The following is a 23,816-nucleotide window of genomic DNA, read 5'->3' as shown; positions in this document are numbered from 1 at the left end:
ACATGGCTAAAACTATTAAAGTAACCCAAACAAAGAGCTCTATCGGTCGTTTACCGAAGCATAAAGCTACTTTGCGTGGCCTAGGCCTTCGTCGCATCAACCACACTGTAGAACTTGAAGATACTGCTTGCGTACGCGGCATGATCAACAAAGTTTACTACATGGTTAAAGTTGAGGAGTAATCAGAATGCGTTTGAATACTCTATCTCCGGCTGCGGGTTCTAAGCCTTCTGCGAAGCGCGTAGGCCGTGGTATCGGTTCAGGTCTGGGTAAAACTTGTGGCCGTGGTCACAAAGGTCAGAAATCACGTTCAGGTGGTTCTGTACGTCCAGGCTTCGAAGGCGGTCAAATGCCTTTGAAACAGCGTCTACCAAAATTCGGTTTTACTTCTCGTAAGAGCCTTGTAACAGCTGAAGTTCGTCTAGCTGAGCTAGCGAAAGTTGAAGGTGACGTAGTAAGCCTAGAAACTCTTAAAGCAGCAAACGTGATCACTAAGAACATCGAGTTCGTGAAAGTTGTACTTTCTGGTGAGATCGCTCGCTCTGTAACAGTTAAAGGCATTCGCGTTACTAAAGGCGCTAAAGCTGCTATCGAAGCTGCAGGCGGTAAAATCGAGGAATAATTAACTCGAGGATGAGGTACAGATGGCTAAACAACCAGGACAAGATTTTCGTAGTGCACAAGGTGGCCTAGCAGAGCTTAAGACTCGCCTGCTATTCGTATTAGGTGCTATCTTAATTTTCCGAGCGGGCTCTTTTGTGCCTATTCCTGGTATTGACGCTGCTGTACTTGCCGATCTGTTCGAACAGCAAAAGGGCACCGTCATTGAACTGTTTAACATGTTCTCTGGTGGTGCACTTGAGCGTGCTTCAATCTTAGCGCTGGGCATTATGCCGTACATTTCGGCTTCGATTATTGTCCAGTTGCTAACGGTTGTTCACCCGGCTTTGGCCGAGTTGAAGAAAGAAGGGGAGTCTGGTCGTCGTAAGATTAGCCAGTACACCCGCTACGGCACGCTTGTTTTGGCAACCTTCCAAGCAATTGGTATTGCGACGGGGTTACCAAGTATGATCCCTGGCTTGGTCGTTAACCCAGGCCTTGGATTCTACTTTGTTGCGGTTGTGAGTTTGGTGACCGGTACCATGTTCTTAATGTGGTTAGGTGAGCAAATTACTGAGCGCGGCATCGGTAACGGTATATCGGTAATTATCTTTACTGGTATCGTTGCAGGTTTGCCACCTGCTATTGGACAGACAGTGGAGCAAGCGCGTCAAGGTGAATTGCACGTACTTCTTCTGCTATTAATTGCGGTTCTTTCTTTCGCTGTTATATACTTCGTTGTGTTCATGGAGCGTGGTCAACGCCGTATTACGGTTAACTACGCGAAACGTCAACAAGGTCGTCGTGTCTTTGCTGCGCAAAGCACTCACCTACCGTTGAAGATAAACATGGCGGGTGTTATCCCAGCGATTTTTGCATCAAGCATTATTCTGTTCCCGGGCACACTGGCTCAGTGGTTCGGTCAGAATGAAAACCTAGGTTGGTTGAGTGATATTTCGCTTGCACTAAGCCCAGGTCAGCCACTTTATGTGATGCTTTATGCTGCTGCGATTATTTTCTTCTGTTTCTTCTATACCGCGTTGGTGTTCAACCCTCGCGAGACGGCAGACAACTTGAAGAAGTCTGGTGCGTTCGTACCTGGTATTCGCCCGGGTGAACAGACCGCGAAATACATTGATAAAGTAATGACTCGCCTAACTTTAGCTGGCGCGTTGTATATTACCTTTATCTGTCTGATCCCCGAGTTTATGATGATTGCATGGAATGTCCGCTTCTACTTTGGCGGTACATCACTACTTATCGTAGTTGTAGTTATTATGGACTTCATGGCTCAAGTTCAGACACACTTGATGTCTCAACAATATGAGTCTGTTTTGAAAAAGGCTAATCTTAAAGGCTCAGGCCGTTAAGACTGGTTATCCCATTTACGGAGTTTAGCAATGAAAGTTCGTGCTTCCGTTAAGAAAATCTGCCGTAACTGTAAAGTTATCAAGCGCAACGGTGTTGTGCGTGTAATTTGCAGTGAGCCAAAGCACAAACAGCGCCAAGGCTAATTAGCAGAAATATTTCTTGCAAATTGAAGGTAGGTTGGCTAAATTAGCCAACCAATCTTTTGTGTGTGCAAAAGAATTGTTCCACCGCTGCGTATCCTAGACGGGCTTTGCAGCGGTTATTCTTGAAAAGTACTAGGAGTGAATAGTGGCCCGTATTGCAGGCATTAACATTCCTGATCAGAAACATTCTGTAATCGCTCTAACTGCGATCTACGGCATCGGTAAAACTCGCTCAAAAGCTATCCTAGCTGAAGCGGGTATCGCTGAAGATGTTAAGATCAGTGAACTAACTGAAGAGCAGATCGATCTACTGCGTGATGGTGTAGCTAAGTACACTGTAGAAGGTGATCTACGTCGTGAAGTTTCCATGAACATCAAGCGTCTAATGGACCTTGGTTGTTACCGTGGTCTTCGTCATCGTCGCAGTCTACCACTACGTGGACAGCGTACTAAAACCAACGCTCGTACCCGTAAGGGTCCGCGCAAGCCGATCAAGAAATAATCGGAAGGTAGAGTACAATGGCTAAACAACCAACTCGCGCTCGTAAGCGCGTACGCAAGCAAGTAGCTGATGGCGTTGCGCACATTCATGCTTCTTTCAATAACACAATCGTAACCATTACTGACCGTCAGGGTAACGCTCTATCTTGGGCTACTGCAGGTGGTTCTGGTTTCCGTGGTTCTCGTAAGTCTACTCCGTTCGCTGCACAGGTTGCTGCTGAGCGCGCTGGCGAAATGGCCAAAGAGTATGGCGTTAAGAACCTGGAAGTTATGGTTAAGGGCCCAGGTCCTGGTCGTGAGTCTACTATCCGCGCTCTAAACGCTGCGGGTTTCCGTATCACTAACATTGTTGATGCGACTCCGATCCCTCATAACGGTTGTCGTCCACCTAAGAAACGTCGCGTATAACGTTTCGTTTCTAGGAAAACTGGAGAAAGAACATGGCAAGATATTTGGGTCCTAAGCTGAAGCTTAGCCGTCGTGAAGGCACTGACTTATTCCTTAAGTCTGGTGTACGCGCGATTGATACCAAGTGTAAAATTGATAATGCACCGGGCATGCACGGTGCGCGTCGCGGTCGTCTATCTGACTACGGCGTTCAGCTTCGTGAGAAGCAAAAAGTTCGTCGTACTTACGGCGTACTAGAAAAGCAATTCCGTAACTACTACAAAGAAGCTGCTCGCCTTAAAGGCAACACAGGTGAAAACCTGCTTCAGCTTCTTGAAGGTCGTCTAGATAACGTAGTTTACCGCATGGGTTTCGGTGCAACTCGCGCTGAAGCACGTCAGCTGGTAAGCCACAAAGCGATCCTAGTTAACGGTCAAGTCGTAAACGTTCCTTCTTTCAAGGTAGCGGCAAACGACGTTGTTAGCATTCGCGAGAAAGCTAAGAACCAAGCACGCATTAAAGCAGCTCTAGAAGTTGCTACTCAGCGTGAACTACCGACTTGGGTCGAAGTAGACAGCAGCAAGATGGAAGGTACGTTCAAGCGTCTTCCAGAACGTTCTGATTTGTCTGCCGACATCAACGAACACCTGATCGTCGAGCTTTACTCTAAGTAAGGCTATAGTTAAGAGAGGACACAATGCAGGGTTCTGTAACAGAATTTCTTAAGCCGCGTCTTGTTGATATTGAACAAGTTAACACTACGCATGCAAAAGTAACTCTTGAGCCGCTTGAGCGTGGTTTCGGCCACACTCTTGGTAACGCTCTACGTCGAATTCTTCTATCTTCAATGCCGGGTTGTGCCGTAACTGAAGTAGAAATCGACGGTGTGTTACACGAGTACAGCACCAAAGAAGGGGTACAGGAAGATGTTCTTGAGATCCTTCTAAACCTTAAAGGTCTAGCCGTTAAGGTTGAGGGTAAAGACGAAGTTATCCTTACTCTGAATAAATCTGGTGCAGGCCCTGTTGTTGCAGGTGACATCACCCACGACGGTGATGTTGAGATTGCGAACCCAGAGCACGTAATCTGCCACCTAACTGATGACAATGCTGAAATCAGCATGCGCATCAAGGTAGAGCGTGGTCGTGGCTATGTACCAGCGTCTGCTCGTATTCACACTGAAGAAGATGAGCGTCCAATTGGCCGTCTACTAGTTGATGCAACATTCAGCCCAGTAGACCGTATCGCATACGCGGTTGAGGCAGCACGTGTAGAACAACGTACTGACCTTGATAAGCTAGTTATTGATATGGAAACCAATGGTACTCTTGATCCTGAGGAAGCGATCCGTCGCGCAGCTACTATCCTAGCTGAGCAATTGGATGCATTCGTAGATCTACGTGATGTACGTGTTCCTGAAGAGAAAGAAGAGAAGCCGGAGTTCGATCCGATCCTACTGCGTCCTGTAGACGATCTTGAACTAACTGTTCGCTCTGCTAACTGTCTAAAAGCAGAAGCGATCCACTACATCGGTGATCTTGTTCAGCGTACTGAGGTTGAGCTTCTTAAAACGCCAAACCTTGGTAAGAAGTCTTTGACAGAAATCAAAGACGTGCTGGCATCACGTGGTCTGTCTCTAGGTATGCGCCTAGAAAACTGGCCGCCAGCATCAATTGCTGAAGATTAATAGTTACTGATATCTAGTTAGAAGGATTAGGTCATGCGCCATCGTAAGAGTGGTCGTCAACTCAACCGCAACAGCAGCCATCGCAAAGCGATGTTCAGCAACATGGCTGGCTCTCTGGTACGTCACGAACTTATCAAGACTACCCTGCCTAAGGCAAAAGAGCTGCGTCGCGTAATTGAGCCATTGATTACCCTAGCAAAGACTGACAGTGTTGCTAACCGTCGTCTTGCATTCGCTCGTACTCGTGATAACGAAGTAGTAGCGAAACTATTTAACGAACTGGGTCCACGTTTTGCTCAGCGTCCAGGCGGTTACACTCGCATCATGAAATGCGGTTTCCGTGCTGGCGATAAAGCCCCTATGGCTTACATCGAGCTAGTAGATCGTCCTGAAGCTCAGGAAGAAGCTGCTGCTGAATAAGCACTAGCGCGTTAAATAAGAAGAAGCCGAGTCGTAGACTCGGCTTTTTTTTTGCATTCATTTTCTTATCAGGTGATCAACCTAAGGAAATGGATACATGGTTTACTTGCTTGTCGACAGTTCAGGTTTTGGTGGCATTGAAAGCCATATCCAACAACTGGCCCTTCTTTTGCGATCACAGCGCATTGAGGTTGAAGTTGTCTACCTCAGGCATTACCCCTCGCACCCGCAATATGCCCAATTAGAGCGGCAGCAAATTCCTTATCGCTTTCTTTCAAGTTATTCATTAATCGGCTTTTTTAAAAACTTAGCGGCAACAGATGTTGTCCATGCCCATGGCTATAAGGCATCCATACTTTCACGTTGTTGCCGGCTATTGGCGCGTTATCACCTCGTGACGACCTACCATGCTGGCGAATCGGTATCAGGTCGGCTCGCCTGTTACGAATGGCTCAACCGCTACACGGGGTGGCTATCGTATAACTTGGCTGTCAGTACCAAAATAAAAAGGCATCAGCCGTTTCATTGCGAATTGCTACGCAACTTTGTGGCTTGTGATGGCTCGCCACCAAATCGACAGCGTCATTCACAACTGCAAGTGGGATTTGTTGGACGGCTTAGCCATGAAAAAGGGATCGATCGCTTTATTGCGATTAACCAGCATACGGTTGGCTGCGAGTTCCATGTTTATGGCGATGGGGAGCAGTCTTATTTATTAGAAGGTGCTGGCGTTAAGTGGCATGGGGCTGTGCCGTCGATGGTGCCTCACTGGCAGGAGCTAGATGTGTTGCTCATTACCTCTAGGGCAGAAGGAATGCCGATGGCAGCCCTTGAAGCGATGTCCCATGGGGTGGTGGTTATCTCTACCGATGTCGGTGAAATGCCTGCGTTGGTCGATAATTGCTGCTTGGTTGCTGAGGATAATTGGCAACAGCTATCGTTCAAGCTTGAGCAGTGCGTCAATGAACCTGCTGAGTTCTGGCTAGCCCTATCGCGCCAACAGCAACAGTTAGTCAAAGCTAACTACAGTGGCGAGGCTTGCTGGCAGCAGCTGGCAAAAATTTATCGCCTCCACTCCGCTTCCTCTTAGTTGCTAGTGCCACGGATGGTGTTTGCCACCTAACTATTCCAGTATAGGGAAAATAGACTGCGATCATCTTGCGGTGTTTCTGCATCTTGCCGCCATAACCATTGATGACGTTCGGAAGCGGGGAGCGATATGAGCTTATTCCGAAGAGCCGTTGGCAGGGATGATTCTATTAAGCCATCGCTGTAACAGTGCAAGCTGTCTCCCTTTGCTAAAACGATTTGATGGCACTCCAGTTGTATCGATTCAAACAGGCCCAGGAGGCCAATAGTGTTGTCGATATGCCGACAATCATTTTGGCAAGCGAGTGGCCGGGGCATACCGGCATTGTAGAGGGTGGCGGTATGGTCGAGCCCATAGTGAACGATGAGCAGGCAGACTAAACTGTTCGGCTTTGACAAAAATAGGTATTGGTTTAGCCGCTCGCAAAGTTGATCGGGCGTGATGGCTGGATCCATGAGTATTCCCTGGATCATGCCAAGGTTGATCCCTCCATTGGCTTTTGCAATCAAGCCGTGACCCATCATATCGCCCAGGATCATCAATGACGAGCCATCTAAAAGCGTATGCCGAACAAAAAAGTCGCCGCTAAATGTAGGATCTTGATCCAACTGAATAACGACGTCGGGATGGCAATGGGCGGCGCTGATGGTGCCCTCTACCAAAGGTGAGTAATCCAATTGCTGCAAGATATTATCTTCAAAAGCCTGGGTGAGGTGTTGGTGCCGCTTCAGGATACGCGCCAACACCTGGAGTAAGTGCTGTTTGTTGATAGGCTTGGTTAAGAAGTCGTCAATCCCGGATTGGGCGGCGGTAGACATGGTTTCTGTCACGCTATCGCCGGAAATAAATACAAATGGCAGTAGGCGGTGCTGGGCAAGAGCGGCTACTTGCTGGCGAAAATCAATGCCGTTGATACCTGGCATGTGGAGATCCGTCAGCACTAAGTCGCAGTGATTGGTGTTGAGCCACCTTAATGCATCTTGCGCGGTGCTAAAAACGGCTAACTGGTAATGCTGCTCTAGGTAGCTGGTCAGGATCGCCAGCTGGCTACGGTTATCATCGACAATGACCAGATGGTTTTGCCTCGGTTGTTGCGGGAGGCTAAAGGTGATCTGGTTGAATTCAGGGTGACTGGTGTAATGGTACTCGGGGAAGGTGGCTTTGATCAGCGCCAAGCCCATACCCGACTCGCAAGGCTCATTGGGCAGGCTTGCTTCTGCCAGTCTTTGTTGCTGCTGTGGCCAGGCGGTGCCATTATCCGTGATCGAATATTGGAATAGTCCTTCGTGCTTGCCGTAACTGATCGTGATTGTATCGGCTGGCTTTTGCTGGTGCTCGAGTAGGTTGGCGCAGTACTCACTGCTTACCAATTTGAGGCTTTGCAACAGATCAGGGGAGATTTGTAGCGATGGCGCCTTATCATCTAGCATCTTGCGGATGCTTGGCAGATTTTCATAGCTAAGAATAAATTCACGCTGAAATAAAACCTGATTCATAAAGACTGCCTTGTCGAGAATAGTGAAGTTGCCAGTGACTATCGCCTATATCCTTTATTCATTGGTACTTGCCCTGCAGCAGAGGGTTGTTATTAAGTATATCGAGTAATTTCGCCTTGATCCGTGTAGGTATCCAACGTGCTTTGCCTGCGAGGACTCGGGCTATCTCATCGGCTAGCGAAGGATTGGATTTATCGTTGATAAGCGTACCGAGCAAAGGGATACCGTTTTGCTCGAACTTATTGACGCAGGCGAGCAATTCACTTTCGGTGGTTTTGCCTGCGGCAAGGCAAAGGATGTTGGTGTCACTGGCATGGCTAATGGCGCTGATTGGCAAATTTCGCCAGTTGGTATGGGTCATTGTGCCCACATCACAAAGGATATAATGGTAGTCACTTTTCCAGCGCTCGAGCGCCTTGAATAGCAATTGCGGCTGACGCAAATCGAGAATGGTTCGCTCGTGGCTTGGGCGCGGAAGTACCGCCAATTGCTCGGTTATGTGGACAAGGGCTTCAGTCTCACCGCGGCCATCGCTGTGCCAGGGCTGTGCTGCCATGCCTTGGCCGGTACCGGATTGGTCTAGGTCGACCAACAAAACCTTGTGTTGGTCTTCGGCGCAGCGGCGGGCCAGCCAGTAGCAATGGGTTGAGGTGCCACATTGGCCCGATGCGCCCGAGAGTGTGATGACGCGGGTGCTGCGTTGGTGTATTTGGTGAAAGAGCTGGTCGTATTCATCGCTTAGCCAAGGCTTCATAGTGCTGCTCCTAGCGCGATTAAAGTGAAGATCCCCAATATGTCCCTCAGCCCCTGACGCCATTGTTCGCCGACAGAATCGTTGATATTCGGCACATATACCGTATCGCCGGGCCGAAGCAGTGGCAGGGGATAACGCGCCGGGTCGATAACATAATCGCGCAAGTTGAATGTTTGGGTTTTATCGCCGCAGCAAGAGGTATTGACGATCATAATCCGTTCGATATACGCGCTATCGGACGGCCCGCCAGCTTCTGCCAGCAAATCCAAAATGTTCATTTGGTTGTTGAAGGTATAGCGGCCGGGTTTGTTAACCGAGCCCATTAGCCTGACCACCTGCTCTGCGGGCTTATCCAGCCAGTTGCCTTGCTCCTTGGGAACGTAGATCACATCACCGGGCACGACTTTTGGCAGCAGGCTCTCGTCCCCGGTTTCGAAATACAAAGAGAGGTTAAGGTGGCTGACTTTGGCTGTATTTTCATTACGGTGGCTGATGCGGATCTGCCTCAAGTCGGCATCGCCGTTAGGGCCATCAGCGGCTGACAAAATGTCGAGGAACCCCAGCTCTTTATTGAAGGCATACCGGCCTGGCGCTCCCACTTGGCCGAAGATATAGATAGAGTCGTCGGCAGACTGGCGGATCCAGCTGGATTTGTTGTCAGTGGGATCATGGGGCAATTCGTCAATGATAATGGTATCGCCTGCTGAGAGGCTGGGCAGTTGGGAGAAGCTGCCCCCTTCATAGATGAAGCTTTCCAAATCAAAATAGATCACATTGTTGCCCCCGCCAGGCTGATCGCGCAGTAGCCTGATGTTGCTTAGGTTGGCCTGTTGTTTGGGACCGCCGGCATGGGAGAGGACATCCAAAAATCCCATACTGTTATTCCACTCGAAGCGACCTGGGTTGTTGACGGCACCAATGATTTTAATGGCGCGATCACCGGTCACTTTGAGCCAAGACTTTTCATTGAAGTCGATTTTTTCCGGAACAAAGATGACATCCCCGGGGGCGATATCAGGCAATGAATAGCTGGCAGGGTTTTGGGTGTAGGTGACTAGGTTGAGAGCTATCGGGGCGCCTGCAGCTCGCAATAGTTTTATCTGGGTTGTATCGGCAAACCGGGTTGGCCCACCGGCATTGGCCAAGACGTCGACAAACCCGGTGTCTGGTGTGCTCTCATAGGCTCCCGGGGCTTTTACTTCCCCCATCACATAGACGGTCCTAGACGTGGTATTGATATCTTCCACTTCTATTGGGGCAAAGATGGTAGACCCCGGAGCGATTGGGGGTAAGCTTTTGGTTTCCCCGGTATCCAAGTAGGACTTGAGATCAAATTGATAGGGGACATTGTCGGTGATCACCCGGATTTTGGTGACATCGGCATAGCGGGTGACGCCATCGGCGCGCATTAGGGCGTCAACCACGGTCATGCCGGGCTTGAAGCTAAATGTACCTGGGTTGCGCAGCTCTCCGAAAATGGTGATGCCTTGTTCTTCGTTGGCATCTCCCCCTTCGCGTAATGAGGCCGCGTCAAAGTCGACTTCGACATTGCCGAGCAGAGGAGAGGTTGGAACAAAAATGGTATCGCCGCCTTGCAAGGAAGGGAGTAGGTTGGTGCCGCCGCCATCAAGGTAGGCTTTGTAGTTGAACTGTTGTGCTTGGCCGTTGCGGATCAGCTTGAACTGATCAAGTTGGGCTCCGGGGCGAGCCCCGCCAGCTGCGGTGATAGCCATTTGGATATTACTGTCCGGCTTCAGGGAAATCATGCCCGGCTCTTCGACATAGCCGAGTACTTGCACCCTTAGTACTTGCTCTAAAATGCTGAGCTTGAACTCATCGAGGTTACGGTAAACCGTATTGAGCCGGTCTCGTAAGCGTTGTTCGGCTTCTTTCAGGCTCAGGCCGGCAATATTTACCAAGCCGATTTCCGGTAGCTGGATTTGGCCTTGGTCATCAATGGTGAATGGCTTGTCAAAATCACTCTCCCCGGGTAACTGTAAGAAGACCCTGTCTCCCGGCGTGAGGTTTCCCCCGAGTGCTGGCGGGATGCATAAAATGAGGAGGAGCAATAGTAACCGACTCATAATGACCCCGGAGTAAGCTGTGATTTTACTGCATGCCAGTCACTTAACGAGTAGATACGGTGTGGCGAGCGGGTATGGTGGTCGACCAACACTTGGGCTTCGACTTTGCGGTTGCTGAGTCGCTGGGTGCGGGATTGCGGATCTTCTATCGATTCGCTTTCCCCTGCACTGAAGATAGCAATTTGGTTGGTGTCGGCGCCTTGTGCTACCAAATAGCGCCTTACTGCATAAGCCCGTTGCATCCCTAAGTCATAATTACTCTGGGCCGAACCTATGGTATCGGTATGCCCGGTGAGTTGCAGGTGCCAGTGTTCCTGGCGTTTAAGTATGGTGGCGGCACGTCGCAAGGCTTGTTGGTAATCAGGTAATAGCTCTGCGCGGTTAAAGGCAAACTGGTTGTCCACCCGCATCAGTAGCAGAAATTGATCCCTGAGTTGGATTTCCGAATAGCGGGTGTCTAAACACTCGGTATGGTGTTCGAGCCAATCCATTTGGCGTTGGATTTTTGCAAATTGGGTTTGGTAGGCCAGCAAGGTAACGTCGGCATCGTCTTTAAACCCTGCCAACGCTTCTTGGCTGGCTTGGCTATGGAGGTTTGCCAGTTGCTGGTATTGCCCGGGCAAGCACATTTTAGCGCCTCGGGTTGCCAGCAACTGTAGCTCGAAGCCATGGTGTTCCAGCTCATGCCATTGCTCAACATTGGGGGGGGAATAGGGGTTATCGCCTGATGTAGGCCAAGTCGTACATCCGCTGGCGAAGACAACCAGTAGCAGGCTCGATAGCTTATCCATATCAATGAAGCTCCGCAGAGGTGATTAACGGGATCACTTTGTCTATCCGTAACATCTTCATTAGCTGTCGGGGCTGACCATTTACATTGAGCAGGCGTAAGCTTTTTCCTCTGCTTTTTAGGCGCTTGTATAAGAAAACAATGGCGCCTATGCCGCAGGAATCAATAAACTGCACTTGGGTCAGGTCGATGATCACTTCATCTTGGTCGGTTTGGCTCAAAGCCTCAAACTCTGGCTCCATCTGCCTGGCAAGGTGAGCATCAAATTCACTTTCCAGCGTCAGGGCAATATTGGCATTGTTAACTGTATAACTCATAACAGACCTTCTAATGAGTAGTGTGTCTATTAACTTATACAAGCCCTATGCCAACTATTGCCCGCGCTTTCTTACCATGATGTAAATTGTTTTGAAGATAATGGCGATATCCATTTTTAGCCATTGCAATGGTGAGCTTAAAGCCAGTGCATAAGCGTGATCCCAGCCGATTTTGTTTTTTACATCGTCCAAGTTGTTATCGTAGCCTTGGTTGACCTGCGCCAACCCGGTTAACCCAGGTTTTAACCCGGCCGTACGCTCTAAGTAGAAAGGCAATGCATTTTGCAAACGACCGCAAAACTCAGGTCGTTCAGGCCGCGGCCCGATCAAGGACATATCCCCCTTTAGTACATTGATAAATTGCGGCAGCTCATCAAGGCGCGTGGCTCTGAGAAAGTGGCCAATACCAGTGATCCTTGGGTCATTTTTCAGGGCCCATGCAGCCCCAGAGTTTGATTCTGCATTGGCTGACATCGACCGAAACTTGATGACCTCAAACAACTCGACATGTTGCTCGCAAATTTTACCTACCCGCATTTGGCGATAAAAAACAGGCCCGGGGGAATCTAGCTTAATCAAGAGGGCGATGAGCGGCCATAGCGGTAGGGTGATGAGTAGGCCGGTTACGGAAAGGAGGAGATCACTACCGCGCTTTAGTAGCTGGGTTGATTGGGCCTGGTAGCTAGAGACGGGCGGTATGTGGCGCCAACCATCTTGAAAGTGGCCCAGTAAAAAGCGCACCATTCCAACTAAAGAGGCCACATAGCCGCTGACAAAATAATGCAGCTTGTTAATGAGCTTATTTTTAATACCAATAAGCGGCAGAGCTGAAAGTAGATAACCGAGTATCTGCAGTGCTGTCAGTACAATTGCCGCCGTTGAACCCTGGATGGATAGGGACAGTGATAGCAGGAAATAACTCACCAGAATGAAGGGCATCAGGGTTCTTAGGGCTTTACCCGAAGCAAACAGCCAGCGGGCCCCGCTATGCGAATGGCGGAAGACGAAGCGGCAGCGGATCAACTGCTGGAGGTTGCCCGCGCCAATGCGTTGCCGGCGCTGGTAGGTGATCTGCTCGCTGGAAGGAGAGAGTTCGACGCTATTGATAAAGTGGTTGAACTGTACTTGATAGCCTTGCTTGATCACCAGCATGGTTTGAATGAAGTCATCGTTGATTGTGTCTTCGGGCAGGCGTGAAAATAGCGGAGCGCGAACGATATAAAAGGCGCCATTGCCCCCCATGACACTGCCCAGATGCGACTCTGTTTGCCGGATTGTATTTTGCAACTGCCAGTATTGCCGCTCGCCGGCAGTTGCTTCTGCGAGTAGGTAGTTGCAGGTCAAGGCTCCTATGGTCGGATCGCGAAAACTACTAGTCGCTTGGAGCAGGGCATCGATCGACAACAGGGCGGAGACATCAGACATGGCGATCAGATCGACGCTTCCCTGCACTTGGCCCAGCAGCTGGTTGATCCGGACGACTTTACCCAAGTTCTCGGACTCCACCTTACACTCTAGCCGGATACCAGCTTGGGTAAATTTTTCTTTCCATGTTTGTATGATTTCAGCGGTCTTGTCACTGCAGCCATCACAGCATATCCATACCGATAGCTGGGCTGGTGGGTAGTCAAGCATCAGTAGGTTGGAAAGCTTATCCTCGATAAAGTCTTCCTCATTGTGCGCCGGGATAAGAATGGCTACCGAAGGAAGATGCTTGGGTGAGGTGGTGTGGGGCTCAGTTTTATTATCTTGCTTTGATGCTGGTTGGGAGCGCTTTCCAAGCCACAGCATGATCCCGGTATAGATAACATGGTGATAGATGATCACAAATGTCAGGATGATATATACAGTCCAACTGGTGCTCATGATCGATCTCCCTACTGTTTGGCCAGCGATTCATAAGATGCCGCCATGATGCGAACATCGGCCGTTTTACGAATGTATTCCACGGTTTGTTGGCAATAATGGTGGGCTTGGCTCAACTTATCTAACAATGCTTGGGCAAGTAGTGTTGGTTGCTCGGGAGGGATCAATTGTCCGCTTTGCGGGCAGATTAAATCGGGGATCCCGCCAACATGGGTCGCAACAACGGTCTTGCCGCAGGCCTGTGCCTCGAGTAGTGCGAGTGGAAGCCCTTCCTGCCTGGAAGGCATGCAAAGAACATCAATCGCATGATAGAAGTTCAGCATGTTACCGCAGTAGCCAAGCCAGTGAACCCTGCCGGCGAGGCCAAGGCGCTGTGCTAGCTTTTGCAATTCGGCTTGCTTTGAACCTTGCCCTGCAATAGCCAGTTGGTAGCACTCCGGCATTTTGGCCAATGCCTCGAGCAGGGTATCGATCCCTTTTTCGTGCACGAGGCGGCCCGCGCAACCAATGATCGGCCCGTTGCTCGGAAGTTTAAGCTGCTGCCGGGCCGTGTGGATTTTGCCAGGCGAAAAGTGGTGGGTGTCGATCCCGTTGATGATGGTTTGATCGGCATGGATCCCTTTTGCTTTGAGTTGATCGGCGATGCGGGGGGCATCGGCAACCAATTTGATGTTACTACCAGTAAGCAGCCCCCGGGTTAGGAGCTGTTGCTTTGGATCATCAAGGTGCCAACTGTCATGCTCGGTTTGGATATGGGCAATATTGTTTATTCCCAAGCAAGCGATTCGGCTATATAGCAATGGCCCCAGATGGTGGGAGTGGATGATGTTAGCTTGTAGGGTTTGGATAAGCCGTCGCAACTTGAAGATTGTTTTCAGATCGCGGCCTGCGGGTTTATTGAGGAAATACAATTGCCCCTGGAAGGGAGCCAGTTCAGGCCATTGTTTAATGGCTTGTTTTTGCTCGCCTTCTAAAGCGACAACGTATACTTGGTTATTTGGATCGGCAAAGCGAACCAGATTGAGTACCAGTCGTTCTATTCCACCTGGGCTGAGATGTTGGACAACCTGTAATGTTGTGGTTTTCATGATATCTCCTCGGAAAAATTAGGCACTCGGATTAATACTGGTGCGTTGGTGAGGCGAACGATTTGCCGTGTTTGGTATAACCGGGTGTCGAGCAGTTGCACTGCGCAGACAAGGGAAAGCCCAAGGCCAAGCCCGGCGCCGATCCCCATGGCAAAATTGAGCCACCATGGCCAATTGAGAGGTTGGGTTGGTGTATTGGGGCGGGAGATGATCTTGAGCTTATCGGGCTCTTCAAATCGTCCTAGTTGACCCGTTACTTTGGCCATCTCATAGCGTTCAAGTAGCTGGTTGTATATCTTCGCTTTGACATCATAGTTACGTTGCAAGATGGTGAGCTCTTTCTCAAGCTGGGCAAACTCAGCACGTTTTTCTTGCAGTCGGCTGGCTTGGGTTTCAAGCAATTTGAGCTCACCTTCAAATGATTGAATTTGGTTCTCTGCTTGCTGTAGTTGTTCAAATTGGCTGATCAAAATTGGTTGGCTTGGCGAGTCCAGTTGCTGGGTATTGCTCGCAACGCGCTGCCATAGCTGGCCGACCTCCTGGGCGCTGAGGGATTGCTGCTGATCAACCAGTTTTACACGTTCTTGCTTAAGCCGGTTTAGCCTTCTTAGTACAGCCTTAACGGATGAGTGGCGGTCGGTATAGCTGGCGCGGAGCATCGTCAATTCAGCTTCTGCTTTGACGATTTCCGCTTCAAGCATACCAACAACCGGATTGGTACTGGCAAGGCGACCATAGAAGTTATCCCGCTTGGCTTGCGCATTGAGCAGCTTGAGCCTAGTTTCCTGAATCAGGGTATTAATTTGGGCGTCGGTTTGAATTCGGCTACCTTGCAGTTGGGGCAGGTTGCCGGCGTTATCCGCCTTAAAGGTGGCCAATGCGGCTTCCGCTTTCTCAAGATCAAAGAGGGTGGCTTCGAGTTGTTGCCGGAGAAATTGCTCTGATCCATCAATGGATGCACGGCCGGGTGCACGAAGCTTATCGAGAAAAAGTGCCGATAGTTTGTTGAGGATTGCTGGCATTTCTTCTGGCTCATGCCATTTAAGTCCCAACTGGACCAGATCGTTGCCTATAAGGTTGACGGTTAAGTTGCTGCTGAGGTTGTTAACAACGGCGTTAATTTGGCTTCGGTTGCCGACTGGGGTTAACCCAAGGTCGAGCACAACCTGTTCCAGAACGAATTGGCTATGTAACAGTACTCTCAGTGCCTTGATACGTTTTTTTAGGTTCATCGAGATGGATAAATCTTCAAGAAACGGGTTTAGCATCGCTGCTTCCTGAACCAAAATCGTCGTTTGGGCGTAGTAGCGCTTGGCTTTTACCGCACCGCCAGCCGTCATGAGCAGAGGCATGATGAGCATGGGAAGCAGCAGCAGGTAACGGTGGTTCCACAGTGCTTGCAGGAGTGGGTAAAGCTTGGCAAAGAGGCGATGTCTCATGGCGACTGCCTTTTAAGAATGAGGGTATCAGCGGTTTGCTCCGGCGCATATTCCAGATGAATCGGAATATTTTGGCTGGTTGTTACTTTGTTTACCGCTTGAATGCGTTTCTGCCCCTGCATGAGTGCTTCGAACGGATTATCCAGTTCGGCGGGGGCAACTTGGGCAACCAGCTGGTGGTACGGATGTTGGTTAAGGAAGTCGACGATTTTACGCTGCTGATCGGCATTAAGAGAGACTTGCTCTGGGCTAAAGAACAGGGTGAGGGATGTCGCTTGTTGTTGTGAGGCGCACCCCCACAACAGCAAGCAACCGAGCATTGTTAGTGTCCTTGTCATTTTTCCCCCTCATAGATTGGACTTCTGGTTCCTCCTGTATAGGAAGCAAGATGAATGCCCAAAGTTGGGGAAGTGGTGATCTTGTGCCTGTAAAATTCGACATAGCATCAGCTGTGCATCTTTTCTTTTATTATCTCAATAACTTGGGATGAACGGTTCTCCCAACTTTCGTTGAGTACCATCGCTTGAGCTTGATGAGAGTGGTTTTGCCTTTTTGATGGGGACCATTGGCAATAGTGGTCAATAGCAGCAAGCCATTGCGTTTTGCTGGTGGCAGTCGTTAATACTGAGCGATATGGCTTGGCCGCTGGAAAGTCACTGCTGATCACCGGACACCCAGCAGCAATATACTCCCTTAGTTTCAGCGGGTTGCATGCGCGTATTTGGTCGTTATCGATAAACGGTAGAATAGCCACCGTCCAATGCTGTAAATAACCAGCTAGCTGGTGGTGGGGTTTGACTGGCAGAATGTGGATGTTGTCGAGTTTATGAAGTGATGAAATATCAGTATCTTGGCGTCCGATAAAATAGAAATCGATTCCTGGGCGCTCGTGAGCAAGGCTAACAATCAGCGCTTGGTCAAGCCAGTTATTCAAGCTGCCGTAGAACCCAATGCTTGGGCGGGATAAGTTTATATCACTAGGCGCGATCGCCGGTTTTGCAAAATGCGATAAATGAACCCCATGCGGCAGCAAGAATGTTTTATTTTTAGGAAACTTGCGTTGCAGCGCTGGACTGCAAGCCAAGATGATATCGGCCCTCTCGGCCAGGCGTTGTTCGGCCATCTCGGCATATTGATGATCAACGCCGGCAAGCGCAGAGAAGTCATCACCGCAGTAGTAGATCACCAAGTCGCTGTTGCAGATATCAAGGTAGTCAATCGCACTCGGTAGTGCAGCCCAAACAACACGCCGGTATTTTTTTTCTGTTAGCTGCTTTTGCAATAAGTAATTGTTGAGTGCTTTTAATATTGCATGCTGTGCCATTGGCCATACCAGCGGCTTGATAATGGTTGCTGGGGGAGTGGTATTCGCTGGCGTGACTTGTCGGGGCGGTGTTGCCCTCGCACGTATTTTTTCCCAAATTCGCTTCAGATCGCGAAGTGCAATTTTGGGTTGGCGTAACCCGATGGAGTTGATCCAATGAACGTCATAGTCTTGGCTTATAACCTGAAGTATATGTTGGCTGCTGGATGGATGGCGCCCCCAGTCTTCACCAAAAACAAGAAATTCCATATCAATACTCCAATTGCTTGATGACTTTGGCCGGGTTGCCGCCGGCTAAAACACCGACAGGAATATCTTTGGTGACCACACTCCCTGCTGCAATCACGCTGCCTTCACCAATGGTGACGCCAGCCATGACCATGACGCCCGTCCCTAGCCAAACATTACGGCAAAGGTGAATATCACCCACTTGCTGCTCGGTATCAGGTTCGCCAGCAGCTCGGGCAAGCGGGTCTAACGGGTGGCCGGGAAAACCAGCCAGAAAAACTTTCCCGGCGAGCCTTACATTGTCGTCGAGCCGTATTGTCCGCCCAACGGCTATGGTGTTTTGCCAGCCAATATCCACATTATTGCCAACAATCAGTTGTGGTGTGGCTCCCCCCCAAACTCGGCCGCAATAAGTGGCAATACCAGATAGACGGCAGGCTTCGCCTAGTTGTATGTCAAGCTGGCCAAGGATTTGCGGCATTCCGCAATCTAGGTGCAGCTGGCGTGGACGAGTTGATAGCCGGGAGATGAACATGGGCGTGAAGTAGGTTTTTTGCAATATGCAATGCAGGCTTTGCTTTCCTGCCAGATGTAAGTGGTACAAGCTTTTATGAATGATTGGTATGCAGGGAAGGTAGCTACCGCGAAGGTGTTGCCAGTATGTTTTAAGGCGGGCAAGCTGATTCGCCGGAAGGTGCTCTTTAACCAATGCGCGCATATGTTCTCTCCTGGTTTACGGTTAGCCGATCCAGTGCCAACAACAGTCCAATTAATATATACAGAGGCCAAGTTGTTCCCTGAGTAAGAAAAGTGCCACTGACGCAGAATGAGAGCATGCCAAGCCATAAGCCTTGTGCCAGCGGCTGCATCTCATGTTTTTCTAGTCTTTTCAGTAATGAAAAGCTCACTCGCAGAGCACCTATAACCATAAGCAGAAACAGTACCAATCCGGCAAACCCCGCCTCGGCTGTGATTTGTAGCCAAGTGCTGTGAACAGCATGGTTTTTTCCATCCCAGTGCGGAGAGTAAAAATAGTAGTTGTAGTAAAAGTTATTGAGGCCGACACCGGTGAAGGGGTTACTGACTGCCATATTGATTGCGGCTTGCCAGGCATAAATTCGTCCCATTGCCGACTCGTCAATACCTGACTCAGCTGCACCGCCCGAGCTGCGGTCACTGATCCCTGCCAGTAGCACCAAGGCGGCAAGTCCGATACCGCTAATGATGCTCGGTAATATGATTGAGCGGCTTTTGAGTAGCGTCATGGCAAAAAACACGCAGGCTATCCCAAGAAGGCCACCGCGGCTTTGGGTAGCAAGTACGCTCATTATCATGACGAGCAGTGAAAGCAGGGCGAGAATTCGTTGCCATTTAGGGCCGTAGAAGCAATAGGCCATGGCAAAGGACACCGGGAATTGAAGCACCAATGCCAAATCGTTGGGATCGCCTAACATGGAGCCAATATCTCGGCTGATTGTGACCCGGGTTCCCTCAACAAGCCCAATGCCGTTAGCTTTGTTGTAGAGAGCCAAACCACCAATTAATAATCCGCTGAGTATTAAGAGGGAAGGAATGATTTTGAGTTGTGGCAATCGTTGCGGCAACCAACTGATCGCAAAAACCATGATGAAGATTTTAATAAAGTTACCATTAAAACTGGCAAAGGCTTCGCTGCGGTTGCTGGCAAATAAGCAAGATATGAGTACCCAGCAGCTAAATAGTAGAAGCAGGGTTTGCAATCGGTGCCAGCTAATTGATTCCCTATTTAGCCATAGCTGCCAGCCAAGTCCTGCCAAACTGGCAAGGGCTAATAGTTGGGGAATTTTCAGTGGCATCAATAGCGGAAAGGCTTCATGGATCCTGAAATAGGAAAAAATAATAAAACCCACACAGACAAGAAAGGCTTGGTTAATGATGAAAGGCAAAGCGAATAGCAAGCTAACCAGCAGTACTAAGCTTCCCTGGGTCATCCAGAAAAAGAAGACTAATCCACAACTGGTTAGGGCTAGCAGCCATTGGTTTTGCTTCTTCATACGCTTCAACCTGATCTTAATGAGCTATCGAGTGGCTTTGGGCGAAGAATGCTGAGCTTTCGAGTTACCCAAGGCCAGCTGACTTGGGTGATAAGTAGCAAGATGCAGCTTAGCTCGTAGATAACCGATGCGTGGTAGTGGGCGATGAGTAGCAGGATGATGAGGCTATAACTAACAGCAAGCCTGGATAAAGGGTAGGGCAGCTTAAGGTAGTATTGGCTCCAGAAATAAAACAGGCCAAGCCTTAGCAGTTGCAATCCAATTCCGGCACCGATAAAAGCATAGAGGCCGTATTGGGGAAGGACAAAGAGCAAAATCCCCGCCGCAGTTATCGCGCTGACTATGCCGATTGCCATGATGCTATGGCCATCTTTACGGTGGTAACAACCGATGTTAAGCAAGGTCGTCGCATGTTTAACCATGACCATGACACCGAGCAGTGGCAGTAAGCCGGCACTAGGATGAAAATCTTCGGGCAGCCACCATAATAAAAATCGCGAGCCGATGGTGATGATCCCTGCAGTAACCAAACAACTTAACTGGCAGCCGATGACACTGATGGTTGCGGCTTGCTTGCGGTTTTCCGCTGTGTCGATTAGGGCAAAACGTTTTGGGTACCACCAGAGCCCAAATGGTTCGAGTAATAAGCTTGCCGCAATAGCCCATTGTATGGCTACGGCGTAGGGGGCAAGCAAGTCAAGCCCAAGGCTGTGTGCAATTGCCCACCTTTCCGCTCCTAGTACCACGAAGCTGAGCACGCCCGCGAACGTGATTGCCCGGCCATAGCGAAGAAGTAATAACGTACTGCCTAGTTGGAGGCGTGGGAAGTATCGCCATAAAATGAGGATTTGTATGGCTTGGGCAATAAGTCCTGCTGCAATGATGCCATTAACCCCGTGACTGGGCGCCAGCAAAACAATGCCCCCTCCTTGGGTGATGGCAAAGGCAAGTTGGGCTGTGACAAATTGTTTGGCTTTGTTTTTCAGCCTAAGAATAGCGAAAGGGACACAGCACAGTGTATTGAGAAATAGGGTGATGAGTAGGCAGCGTATTGCAAATGTTGGCGGCTCGCCCGGTAGGGTTTGCTGTAACCAGGGTACCGCTAGCTGCCCGGCAAGGGTGAGCAAACCTGCAATAACAACAAGGAGCGCGAGTGCGTTGCCAATCAAGCTGTCTTGCTTTGGTTGGTCGTGGGCAAAGCGATAGATGGCATCACTGATCCCAAATGTCATGAGTAGTGTCAGTAAACAACTGAGCGTGACTAAGACATCCAATCGGCCAAATTGCTCTGTGCCAAGCCATTGGGCTACGAGGGGCTGTAACCCCAAGGCGATAAGCTTGCTGCCAATTAAGCCGACGGCATAGATCCCCATGGTTAATGCTGGTGTCATAATGCCTCCACTTGCTTCGATAGTTGTTTAGCGATCGTCGTGGCTGCAAATGTCGTTGTGACGCGTTGAAAGGCACTTTGCCTTTGTTTTTCCAGTGATGACACAGATCGTTTTAGGTGAGACGCCATGGTATGAAAGAGGGCTTCTGGATCATCCATGGGGACTTGCCGCCCGCAGTGGTGGTCAAGGATTTCATTGCAGCCGGCAAGCGTGCTGGTAATGACGGGAAGCCCCAAAGCCATTGCTTCTTTAACGACCAGTGGGCCTGTGTCTTTATCGCCATTAGGTGCAATAGTGAAGGGGGCAACAAGGGCTTTATAGTTTTGGGCATGTTGCTGATACCAAGCGGCATCCTTACCCCCAAGAAAGTGAATGGTGTTCTGGAGGGCGAGCTGGTGGACTTGTTGCTCCAAAGTATTGCGTAGAGGTCCGTCACCGACGATATCAAGTTCGGTCCCTAAAGGAAGGTGGCTAAATGCTTTGAATAATGTGTCGAGGCCCTTTTTTTCAACCAGTCGCCCGATAAATAAAAAGTCTTTTTGGGGATGCCATTGGGTCGGAAGTGGCGGGTATTTTTTTGCTTCAATCCCGCAAGGAATATGCAAAACAGGACGCTCCGTTGCACTCTGAAGTTCATTTTGCATTTCCTGGGTCACCGCGCAAATGAAATCAGCGGCTTTTAGTTTGCTCTCGATATCTTGCGGTGAGGCATAAATATCTGCGCCATGACCAACGAAGGAGACCGGGATATTGAGTAGCTTTGCAGCCACGATGGCTGTTGCCGTGCTATGCCATGCAAAGTGGGCATGAAGATGTTGGCAATTATCTTGTTTAGCCCAATAAGCCAACTGTAGCCCTTGCCGAAGCAGTGATAGGTAGGAGAAGCCTTGCTGTTGCTTGATGAATGAATGGCACCGATAAGTTTTCAACACTCCCCTTAGTGGATAGGCCGGGGACGTCGAGATATAACGGCATTGCTGTTTTAATTCGCGATCTGCAGATTGAAAGTGCTGACCAGAGCTAAATGCATAAGGTTGAACGGAGTGACCCAATGATGCCATTGCCCTCATTTCAACCCCCACAAATGTTTCAGATAACGTGGGAAATACCGGAATCACATAGCCTATCTTCTTCATGGCTCCATCCTCATTGCGTAGGTATTCTTGTTATCCAATATTGATGCCAACACGTATTGGCGTGTGGATTGCATTCACTTAACGCTACATCGGAAAGATAAGGTGAATGTGATGCGAGCAGAGATAGAAGTAAGTGTTGTGCTGCCAAACTACAACTGTCTGCCGACGCTGCCTCGAGCGATAAACAGTATTCGTGCTCAGGAGGTTGATGTGGAGATTATTGTGGTTGACGATGGATCGACAGATGGCTCAGTGGAGTGGTTGCTTGACCAGCCTGATATTACCTTGCTGCATTCGGAACGCGCTGGTGCTTCCCGGGCAAGAAATTTGGGAATTGAACAATGCTCACATGAGTTAATAGCGTTTCTTGATGCTGATGACTATTGGCTGGACAACAAATTAGCCCAGCAATTAGAGATCCACCGGCATTGCCCTGATGTCGTTTGTAGTTTTACTGATTACATGCATACGACTGAAGCTGGAAAGCAAATCATTGGTTGCTTCGATTACTGGCCCCGCTTTCGAAAGCAATTGAACGATGGGCCGGTAACTGTTTTTCCTAACTTAACGCCACAGCTCTTTGCAGAAAATGTAATAGGTACAAGTACCGTAATAGTAAAGAAGCAAACCTTACTCGCTGTTGGAGGCTTTGATCCAACATTGAAATCAGCTTCAGATTGGGACTTGTGGCTCAAAGTTGCCAAGCTTGGCAGTGTTGGAGTCGTTAATCTATCGTTGTGTCACTATATAACGGATAGGTCGGGGGCGATCAGCCGTGACCAATATAAGCGACTTGCGGCCATGAAGTGTATTTTGGATCGCCATCAATCTAGTTTGAGGGTGTTTCCATCGGCTTTGCTATTTGGATACTTACGCTGGGTAACAGGAAAGGCGGAATACAACCGGATACTCAAAGAGTACCGCTATTCGATATTCCAAGAATTACTGGTGCTTTGTTTTCAGCCCGAGATGCGTAGGTTTAAGGCCGTAGGGCGTGACGTGCTGAATGTTTTGTCGTTTAAATAAACCAGTTTTTATGTTTTGTTTGCTTTTTGTTCGCTTGCCATTTTTTTTTAATTTTAAGCTTGCCAATAAATATCTCATCCCTATAATGCCGCATCACCGACACGGAGAACGGCATTTGAAAGCCAGTATCTAATCGGTAAAGGAAAGCCTGAAAAAATAAATTTTAAAAGTGTTTGACACGAGAGTTTGTTTGGATAGAATGGCTGCCCTGTTCAACGATGGATTGCCTCGCTAAGCGGTAATTAAATAGTTGAATAATTTGTTCTTTAACAATTTGACCATGCAATCTGTGTGGGCACTCGTGAAATGATAGTCAAAAGATTTATCAATGAAACTGAGTGACCAAATCGAATCGCAAGATTCGGCACAGTCAATTCATTCATTACTTCGGTAATGGATTAACAGTATTCATTGAGCCGGTCGAGAGACCAACAAAACTTTAATTGAAGAGTTTGATCATGGCTCAGATTGAACGCTGGCGGCAGGCCTAACACATGCAAGTCGAGCGGCAGCGACAGCAACAATCCTTCGGGTGCGTTGGTGGGCGGCGAGCGGCGGACGGGTGAGTAATGCCTGGGAATATGCCCTGATGTGGGGGATAACTATTGGAAACGATAGCTAATACCGCATAATCTCTTCGGAGCA

At 49.2% G+C, this 23,816-nt stretch carries 25 protein-coding genes and 1 rRNA gene; 12 read left to right on the top strand and 14 right to left on the bottom strand.

Features of this window, described 5'->3' with window-relative positions; translation table 11 throughout:
* Positions 1-2 precede the first annotated feature (2 nt).
* From rpmD to C9I98_RS12390, 10 genes are all read left to right on the top strand, one after another.
* Positions 3-182: a 50S ribosomal protein L30 gene (gene rpmD / locus C9I98_RS12435; RefSeq protein WP_005302823.1), complete on the top strand. Its 180-nt coding sequence runs from the start codon at positions 3-5 to the stop codon at positions 180-182.
* Between the two features lie 5 nt (positions 183-187).
* Positions 188-622 carry a 50S ribosomal protein L15 gene (gene rplO / locus C9I98_RS12430; protein ID WP_036817709.1) on the top strand — a complete coding sequence of 145 codons (435 nt, stop codon included), beginning with the start codon at positions 188-190 and terminating at the stop codon, positions 620-622.
* A gap of 22 nt (positions 623-644) precedes the next feature.
* Entirely contained in the window at positions 645-1,970 is a 1,326-nt protein-coding gene (gene secY / locus C9I98_RS12425) for a preprotein translocase subunit SecY (RefSeq protein ID WP_036817712.1), read from the top strand.
* A 30-nt stretch (positions 1,971-2,000) separates the two neighbouring features.
* Complete coding sequence (gene rpmJ, locus C9I98_RS12420) at positions 2,001-2,114, top strand: 50S ribosomal protein L36 (protein ID WP_000868186.1); 114 nt, start codon at positions 2,001-2,003, stop codon at positions 2,112-2,114.
* Positions 2,115-2,259: 145 nt separating this feature from the next.
* Positions 2,260-2,616 (top strand): 30S ribosomal protein S13, encoded by a 357-nt coding sequence (gene rpsM / locus C9I98_RS12415; RefSeq protein ID WP_036817714.1) that lies wholly within the window; start codon positions 2,260-2,262, stop codon positions 2,614-2,616.
* A 17-nt stretch (positions 2,617-2,633) separates the two neighbouring features.
* Positions 2,634-3,023: a 30S ribosomal protein S11 gene (gene rpsK / locus C9I98_RS12410; RefSeq protein ID WP_036817716.1), complete on the top strand. Its 390-nt coding sequence runs from the start codon at positions 2,634-2,636 to the stop codon at positions 3,021-3,023.
* A gap of 32 nt (positions 3,024-3,055) precedes the next feature.
* Complete coding sequence (rpsD, locus tag C9I98_RS12405) at positions 3,056-3,676, top strand: 30S ribosomal protein S4 (RefSeq protein ID WP_036817718.1); 621 nt, start codon at positions 3,056-3,058, stop codon at positions 3,674-3,676.
* 23 nt (positions 3,677-3,699) lie between these two features.
* Entirely contained in the window at positions 3,700-4,689 is a 990-nt protein-coding gene (locus tag C9I98_RS12400; RefSeq protein WP_036817720.1) for a DNA-directed RNA polymerase subunit alpha, read from the top strand.
* A 33-nt stretch (positions 4,690-4,722) separates the two neighbouring features.
* The gene (rplQ, locus tag C9I98_RS12395; protein WP_007468807.1) at positions 4,723-5,109 is read left to right on the top strand and encodes a 50S ribosomal protein L17; all 387 of its coding nucleotides are present in this window, start codon (positions 4,723-4,725) and stop codon (positions 5,107-5,109) included.
* A 97-nt stretch (positions 5,110-5,206) separates the two neighbouring features.
* Positions 5,207-6,199 (top strand): glycosyltransferase family 4 protein, encoded by a 993-nt coding sequence (locus tag C9I98_RS12390; protein ID WP_036817721.1) that lies wholly within the window; start codon positions 5,207-5,209, stop codon positions 6,197-6,199.
* A gap of 29 nt (positions 6,200-6,228) precedes the next feature.
* On the opposite strand, the gene C9I98_RS12385 is transcribed toward C9I98_RS12390, so the two are convergent.
* The 14 genes from C9I98_RS12385 to C9I98_RS12320 form a co-directional block, all read right to left on the bottom strand.
* Complete coding sequence (locus C9I98_RS12385; RefSeq protein ID WP_107272037.1) at positions 6,229-7,695, bottom strand: response regulator; 1,467 nt, start codon at positions 7,693-7,695, stop codon at positions 6,229-6,231.
* Between the two features lie 58 nt (positions 7,696-7,753).
* On the bottom strand, positions 7,754-8,449 hold the full coding sequence (locus tag C9I98_RS12380) for a P-loop NTPase family protein (protein ID WP_036831064.1): 696 nt from the start codon (positions 8,447-8,449) through the stop codon (positions 7,754-7,756).
* Complete coding sequence (locus C9I98_RS12375) at positions 8,446-10,533, bottom strand: SLBB domain-containing protein (protein WP_036831062.1); 2,088 nt, start codon at positions 10,531-10,533, stop codon at positions 8,446-8,448. Before C9I98_RS12375 ends, C9I98_RS12380 begins: the two co-directional genes overlap by 4 nt.
* The gene (locus tag C9I98_RS12370; RefSeq protein ID WP_036831060.1) at positions 10,530-11,324 is read right to left on the bottom strand and encodes an OmpA family protein; all 795 of its coding nucleotides are present in this window, start codon (positions 11,322-11,324) and stop codon (positions 10,530-10,532) included. Before C9I98_RS12370 ends, C9I98_RS12375 begins: the two co-directional genes overlap by 4 nt.
* A 1-nt stretch (position 11,325) precedes the next feature.
* Positions 11,326-11,640 (bottom strand): STAS domain-containing protein, encoded by a 315-nt coding sequence (locus C9I98_RS12365; protein ID WP_036831058.1) that lies wholly within the window; start codon positions 11,638-11,640, stop codon positions 11,326-11,328.
* A 54-nt stretch (positions 11,641-11,694) separates the two neighbouring features.
* Entirely contained in the window at positions 11,695-13,506 is a 1,812-nt protein-coding gene (locus C9I98_RS12360; RefSeq protein ID WP_036831056.1) for a sugar transferase, read from the bottom strand.
* Positions 13,507-13,517: 11 nt separating this feature from the next.
* Positions 13,518-14,594, bottom strand: coding sequence for a glycosyltransferase (locus C9I98_RS12355; RefSeq protein WP_107272036.1), 1,077 nt, complete (start codon positions 14,592-14,594; stop codon positions 13,518-13,520).
* Positions 14,591-16,033: a GumC family protein gene (locus C9I98_RS12350; RefSeq protein WP_036825605.1), complete on the bottom strand. Its 1,443-nt coding sequence runs from the start codon at positions 16,031-16,033 to the stop codon at positions 14,591-14,593. Before C9I98_RS12350 ends, C9I98_RS12355 begins: the two co-directional genes overlap by 4 nt.
* Positions 16,030-16,371, bottom strand: coding sequence for a hypothetical protein (locus C9I98_RS12345; RefSeq protein ID WP_107272035.1), 342 nt, complete (start codon positions 16,369-16,371; stop codon positions 16,030-16,032). The genes C9I98_RS12350 and C9I98_RS12345 overlap by 4 nt, the downstream gene beginning before the upstream one ends.
* Positions 16,372-16,478: 107 nt before the next feature.
* On the bottom strand, positions 16,479-17,606 hold the full coding sequence (locus tag C9I98_RS12340) for a glycosyltransferase family protein (RefSeq protein WP_036827991.1): 1,128 nt from the start codon (positions 17,604-17,606) through the stop codon (positions 16,479-16,481).
* Between the two features lies 1 nt (position 17,607).
* Positions 17,608-18,303 (bottom strand): acyltransferase, encoded by a 696-nt coding sequence (locus C9I98_RS27030; protein WP_036827993.1) that lies wholly within the window; start codon positions 18,301-18,303, stop codon positions 17,608-17,610.
* The gene (locus C9I98_RS12330; protein ID WP_107272034.1) at positions 18,287-19,618 is read right to left on the bottom strand and encodes an O-antigen ligase family protein; all 1,332 of its coding nucleotides are present in this window, start codon (positions 19,616-19,618) and stop codon (positions 18,287-18,289) included. The genes C9I98_RS27030 and C9I98_RS12330 overlap by 17 nt, the downstream gene beginning before the upstream one ends.
* Before the next feature lie 5 nt (positions 19,619-19,623).
* Positions 19,624-21,009, bottom strand: a complete 1,386-nt coding sequence (locus tag C9I98_RS12325; protein WP_051902362.1) for a lipopolysaccharide biosynthesis protein — start codon at positions 21,007-21,009, stop codon at positions 19,624-19,626.
* Positions 21,006-22,145 carry a glycosyltransferase gene (locus C9I98_RS12320; protein WP_036825193.1) on the bottom strand — a complete coding sequence of 380 codons (1,140 nt, stop codon included), beginning with the start codon at positions 22,143-22,145 and terminating at the stop codon, positions 21,006-21,008. The genes C9I98_RS12325 and C9I98_RS12320 overlap by 4 nt, the downstream gene beginning before the upstream one ends.
* Positions 22,146-22,256: 111 nt before the next feature.
* On the opposite strand from C9I98_RS12320, the gene C9I98_RS12315 reads away from it, so the two are divergent.
* Positions 22,257-23,171: a glycosyltransferase family 2 protein gene (locus tag C9I98_RS12315; protein ID WP_051902364.1), complete on the top strand. Its 915-nt coding sequence runs from the start codon at positions 22,257-22,259 to the stop codon at positions 23,169-23,171.
* Positions 23,172-23,611: 440 nt separating this feature from the next.
* A 16S ribosomal RNA gene (locus tag C9I98_RS12310) occupies positions 23,612-23,816 on the top strand; the annotation flags it as partial.

The sequence above is a fragment of the Photobacterium sanctipauli genome, assembly GCF_003026495.1.
GTDB classification, from domain to species: domain Bacteria; phylum Pseudomonadota; class Gammaproteobacteria; order Enterobacterales; family Vibrionaceae; genus Photobacterium; species Photobacterium sanctipauli.
The sequence above is the reverse complement of the archived record's forward strand: the minus strand, read 5'-3'. Positions and strand labels throughout refer to the sequence as shown.